This window comes from Elstera sp. (genome assembly GCF_044372965.1).
GTDB lineage: Bacteria > Pseudomonadota > Alphaproteobacteria > Elsterales > Elsteraceae > Elstera.
Window position 1 is genome coordinate 1 of sequence record NZ_JBILQX010000227.1, and the last position, 4,788, is coordinate 4,788.

The following is a 4,788-nucleotide window of genomic DNA, read 5'->3' on the forward strand; positions in this document are numbered from 1 at the left end:
TGTGGGCGATCTTGCGGGCAATGCCGCCCTGATCCGCGCCACCCGGGCCGAGGCGGCCAAAGCCGGGGCCGACCTGATCCTGTTCAGCGAACTCACCCTCTCCGGCTATCCGCCCGAAGATTTGGTTCTGCGCCCAAAATTCCTCGCCGAGTGCCGAGCCGAATTGGAATCCCTCGCCGCCGACACCGCCGACGGCGGCCCCGCCCTGCTGCTGGGGGTTCCGCTTGAACTCGGCGGGCAGCCGGGCAATTGCGTCGCCCTGCTCGACGGCGGGAAAGTCGCCGCCGTTCGGGTTAAGCACGATCTGCCGAACTATGGCGTGTTCGACGAAAAGCGCGTTTTCATCCCCGGCCCCATCCCCGGCCCAATTCTGTTTCGTGGCGTCAAGTTGGGCGTGCCGATTTGCGAGGATATGTGGACGCCCGACGTGTCCGAGGCGCTGGCCGAAATGGGGGCGGAAATTCTGCTGGTGCCGAACGGCTCGCCTTTCGAGGATGGTAAAACCGCCGAACGGCGCGCCCTCGCCCGTGCCCGCATTCAAGAAACCGGCCTGCCGCTCGTCTACGTCAATCAAGTCGGCGGGCAGGACGAAATGGTGTTCGACGGCGCGTCCTTCGCTGTGGGCTCCGACGACCGCACCGTGCTGACCCTCCCCGCCTTTCAATCGGCCCTGGGAATTATTACCCTCGACCGGGGCACCGACGGTAAGCTTCTGCTCAGCAGCCCGCAGAAACCCGCGCCGGACATCGGCCGCGATGAAGCACTCTATTCGGCGATGGTCGTGGCCTTGCGCGATTACGTCGATAAGAACCGCTTCCCCGGCGTCATCCTCGGGCTTTCGGGCGGGATCGACTCGGCGCTGGCGGCGGCAATTGCCGTCGATGCCCTCGGGCCGGATCGGGTTACGGGCGTGATGATGCCCTCGCCCTATACCTCGCAGGAAAGCCTGGATGATGCGGCGGGTGTGGCGCAGCGCCTTGGGATCGCGCTGCATACGGTGAGCATCGAACCCGCGATGGCTGCGTTTAGCGCGATGCTCACCCCGCTCACCCAAGGCCGCGCCGCCGATATCACCGAAGAGAATATCCAGTCGCGCGCGCGTGGCGTGACGCTGATGGCGCTGAGCAATAAGCTGGGGGCGATGGTGCTTTCGACCGGTAATAAGTCGGAAATGGCGGTGGGTTATGCCACGCTCTACGGCGATATGTGCGGCGGCTACGCCATTCTGAAAGACCTGTATAAGACGGATGTGTTCGCCGTCTGCCGCTGGCGTAATCGCCAAGCTCCGGCGGGCGCGCTGGGGCCGGTCTCGGGCTCAGACACGCTGGTGATGCCCGAGCGCGTCATCACCAAACCGCCGACCGCCGAGCTGAAGCCGAACCAGACCGATCAAGACACGCTGCCGCCCTATGACGTGCTCGATGCGATTCTGGCCGGGATCATCGAAGGCCAAAACTCCCACGCCGAAATCGTCGCAGCGGGCTACCCGGAAGCGCTGGTGACGCGCGTCTGGGGCATGCTCGACCGGGCCGAATATAAGCGCCGCCAATCCGCCCCAGGGGTGAAACTCACCCGCCGCAGCTTCGGGCGCGAACGCCGGTATCCGATCACCAACGGGTATCGGGGCGGTTAAACATGGTGGACGCGCGGCCCAGGGTGTTGATGATCGCCGGACCCAACGGGGCCGGAAAAACCACTTTCGCCCGCGCCTTCCTGCCGAACGAAGGCCAGTGCAAGCGCTTCATCAACGCCGATCTAATCGCGGCGGGCCTGTCGCCCTTCGAGCCTGAGCGGGTGGCCCTGCAAGCCGGTCGCCTGATGCTGGACGAAATCGCCCGCGCGGTCGCCGACCGGGAGAGTTTTGCGGTTGAGACGACGCTCTCGGGGCTCGGGTATTTGCGGCAGATAAAGGCGTGGCGGGCGGCGGGGTATCGGGTGAGTTTATATTTTCTCTCCCTGCCCTCGCCCGAACTTGCGATTGCGCGGGTGAAATTGCGGGTTCAGCAAGGCGGACATAACATTCCCGAACCCGTCATTCGGCGGCGTTTTGCAGCAGGCTTGCATAACTTGATGGAACATTACCGTTTTGTGGTTGATGGCTGGGCGCTGTATAGTACTGGAGGAATTGAGCCGATTTTGCAGGATGGCGGAGGCGAGCTATGAGCGAAGCACCGACAATTGTAACGCTGCCAAAAGGTGCTTATACAGCCCTAGAAGCGCTAAAGCGGGCAGCAGATGAAGCGCGAAAGAAAAAAGAAAAAATGGAAAAAGCTGATTCACATCATTCCGGCACATTTATTATTTCAGATATAACACAAAATAAGTGAAAGTTGTAAAAATGAAAACGATCCGGAAAAAGAAATTTTCGTCTTTTTTAGATAAAAAAGAATTAAATATAATGGTAAGATTATGTTTATCCATTCAAGATATTATGAAAATTCATGAATATTACCTTATATGTGAAAAAGAAAATGGACATTTATCAGAAAAATTGTATCTGATTAAAATTACCGTCGGGCATTTACTAGAGGCACATACTGTTGTAAAGCAGTTATTTGATTACTCAAAAAACAACCCGTCTTGCGACACAAAACAATTACTTGACTCATTGAATAAGGTAGATAAAGAAAATATCCAAAAATATAAATCTAGAATGAAAATATTACGGTCTAATATGGAAAAAATACGAAATAATCTAACATTTCATTATAGATGATGATAAGAAATTAGTTGAAAAATCAATAGAAGATCTAGATTCAAAGACATTTAATATTGAATATTCTACAAATAATTATAGATATATATCAGCTCCAGATAAAATATTAGATCACGTTTTTACAAAAAATAATCTCTACCCAAAAGGAATAAAAAATATAGATGAATTATTTTTGCAATTGAATCAAATTTATCATATTTTCCTGGATGTATTTACTGAAATTTGCTTTCAATATTTTGAACAAAGCTCAAAAAAATCAAATTGGGATCTATTCAGAAAGCCCCCCGCCTCTCCCAAGGCAGGGGATCCTTAAGGGCCAACCGGCCCTTAAGCGGGGTGCCGGGGCAGCGCCCCGGAGAACAACCCGCCGACTTGCCCCGCGCCACCGCGTCCCGGCAAATTTGACCCCCGCAGTATGATAAAGTATGATTCTTGTGGTTTCGCTGGGGAGCAACCCATGTCCACGTCTTTGGAACGTCTGACCGTCACCATGCCTGCGGAAATGGCCGCCGCGATTAAGCAGGCGGTGGAGGATGGCGACTATGCTTCGACCAGCGAAGTCGTTCGGGAAGCCGTGCGCGACTGGAAACTACGGCGTCAAATTGCGCTCAGCGATTTATCGGCGCTCAAGGCGGATATCGATCAGGGTTTGGCGGATCTCGCAGCGGGGCGGGTTAAGGCCTTCGATGCGGATCGCATCATTGCGCGGGGGAAGGCATTATTGGCCGCACGCTCCAGCTAACCGACCGCGCCGAACAGGATTTGGCGGTGATTTGGGCCTATATCGCTGAGGAAACCTCGGAAACAGCCGCAACTCATTTCGTGGCGAAGCTATACGCTCTGTGCGAGCGGCTTCTGGCGTTTCCGTTGGCAAACGCCGAGAGGCCCCAACTGGCCCCCGGCCTGCGGGTCGCTTTTCAGAGCCCTTATGCCCTCTATTATGTCGCCGACGCCCAAAGCGTCACGATCATTCGCGTCTTGCACGGAGCCCGCGATCTTGGGGCGATTGCCGATCAAGGCGGGTTTAACCCCTAACCTTGACCGGCGATCCAACCAGCCCTATTCGCCCAGCGCCGCCGCCCCTTCGAGGGCTGCCGACACGGCGGTAATCACGGCGGCGATTTTCACCACGGCTTGAACCTGTTCCTTTGTCGCGCCTTTTTTGAAGACTTCGTGCTCGTGGCTTTCGATGCACATGCCGCAGCCGTTCACCGCAGAGACGGCGAGTGACCAGAGTTCGAAGTCGAGGCCATCGGCGCCGTGGCCCACCATGCCGTTCATCCGCAGGCCTGCGCGCATCGTCTTGAAGTCGGCGGTGGGCGAGAGGTGGACGTAGCGGTAGTAGATATTGTTCATGCCCATCAGGGCTGCGGCGGTTTTCGCGGCGGTGATGTTGGTGGCGTCGATTTTGTCGGCGGCTTCGGCGGCGATTGCGGCGATGACGGCGGAGTTGCGCGCGGCGATGGCGGTGGCAAGGGCCGTGCCCCAAATCTGGGTCGCCGACAGCATTGGCTGCGACAGCACCGAGGAGAGGTTGAGGCGCAGGTCCTTCGCGTAATCGGGCAGCGCGGACTTCAAGGTTTCGATAGACATAGCGTCTCCTTTTCCGCGCCGGGCGCGGGTCTTTCGAGAGAATTGTGATGGCCGGGGCCGTCCTGAAACAGGACTCGCTGTCACCGGACGGCCCCGGCACGCCCCCGCCGCAAGGGTGCGACGGGGGCAGTCTTAGGCTGGATTAGAGCGTTGCTTCGCCCTGTTTCCAGTTGCAGGGGCAGAGTTCGTCCGTCTGCAGCGCATCGAGGATACGCAGGGCTTCTTGCGGGTTACGGCCGACCGACAGATCGTTGACGGTGACGTGACGGATAACGCCTTCTGGATCGACGATGAAGGTGGCGCGCAGGGCAACGCCGGCGTTCTTTTCCAAGATGCCGAGGTCGGTCGAAAGTTCGCGCTTAATATCGGCCAACCACGGGAAGGTGAGCGGCTTCAGGTCGGCGTGATGGGTGCGCCAAGCGGCATGCACGAAATCGCTATCGGTCGAGGCACCGATCAGCACGGCATCGCGATCGGCG

At 57.1% G+C, this 4,788-nt stretch carries 7 protein-coding genes; 5 read left to right on the forward strand and 2 right to left on the reverse strand.

Going from position 1 to position 4,788, the window contains the following annotated elements; all coding sequences use genetic code 11:
- Position 1: 1 nt before the first annotated feature.
- The 5 genes from ACIQ36_RS18315 to ACIQ36_RS18335 all read left to right on the forward strand — a co-directional run bounded on the left by ACIQ36_RS18315 (position 2) and on the right by ACIQ36_RS18335 (position 3,751).
- A complete protein-coding gene (locus tag ACIQ36_RS18315) occupies positions 2-1,633 on the forward strand; it encodes an NAD+ synthase (protein ID WP_395832003.1) in 1,632 nt (543 codons plus the stop codon).
- Positions 1,634-1,635: 2 nt separating this feature from the next.
- Complete coding sequence (locus ACIQ36_RS18320; RefSeq protein WP_395832005.1) at positions 1,636-2,163, forward strand: zeta toxin family protein; 528 nt, start codon at positions 1,636-1,638, stop codon at positions 2,161-2,163.
- The gene (locus ACIQ36_RS18325) at positions 2,160-2,327 is read left to right on the forward strand and encodes a hypothetical protein (RefSeq protein WP_395832007.1); all 168 of its coding nucleotides are present in this window, start codon (positions 2,160-2,162) and stop codon (positions 2,325-2,327) included. Before ACIQ36_RS18320 ends, ACIQ36_RS18325 begins: the two co-directional genes overlap by 4 nt.
- An 846-nt stretch (positions 2,328-3,173) precedes the next feature.
- On the forward strand, positions 3,174-3,458 hold the full coding sequence (locus ACIQ36_RS18330) for a type II toxin-antitoxin system ParD family antitoxin (RefSeq protein WP_395832009.1): 285 nt from the start codon (positions 3,174-3,176) through the stop codon (positions 3,456-3,458).
- 26 nt (positions 3,459-3,484) lie between these two features.
- Entirely contained in the window at positions 3,485-3,751 is a 267-nt protein-coding gene (locus ACIQ36_RS18335; protein WP_395832011.1) for a type II toxin-antitoxin system RelE/ParE family toxin, read from the forward strand.
- 24 nt (positions 3,752-3,775) lie between these two features.
- On the opposite strand, the gene ACIQ36_RS18340 is transcribed toward ACIQ36_RS18335, so the two are convergent.
- Both ACIQ36_RS18340 and ACIQ36_RS18345 read right to left on the reverse strand, forming a co-directional pair.
- Positions 3,776-4,309, reverse strand: a complete 534-nt coding sequence (locus ACIQ36_RS18340) for a carboxymuconolactone decarboxylase family protein (RefSeq protein ID WP_395832013.1) — start codon at positions 4,307-4,309, stop codon at positions 3,776-3,778.
- A gap of 142 nt (positions 4,310-4,451) precedes the next feature.
- Positions 4,452-4,788: redoxin domain-containing protein (locus tag ACIQ36_RS18345; protein ID WP_395832015.1), on the reverse strand; the 337-nt coding region annotated here is incomplete at its 5' end.

Excerpts from the sequence above, each read along its gene's own strand:
- ACIQ36_RS18320 (WP_395832005.1), top strand. The coding sequence starts at position 1,636 with ATGGTGGACGCGCGGCCCAGGGTGTTGATGATCGCCGGACCCAACGGG.
- ACIQ36_RS18325 (WP_395832007.1), top strand. The coding sequence starts at position 2,160 with ATGAGCGAAGCACCGACAATTGTAACGCTGCCAAAAGGTGCTTATACA.
- ACIQ36_RS18330 (WP_395832009.1), top strand. The coding sequence starts at position 3,174 with ATGTCCACGTCTTTGGAACGTCTGACCGTCACCATGCCTGCGGAAATG.
- ACIQ36_RS18340 (WP_395832013.1), bottom strand. The coding sequence starts at position 4,309 with ATGTCTATCGAAACCTTGAAGTCCGCGCTGCCCGATTACGCGAAGGAC.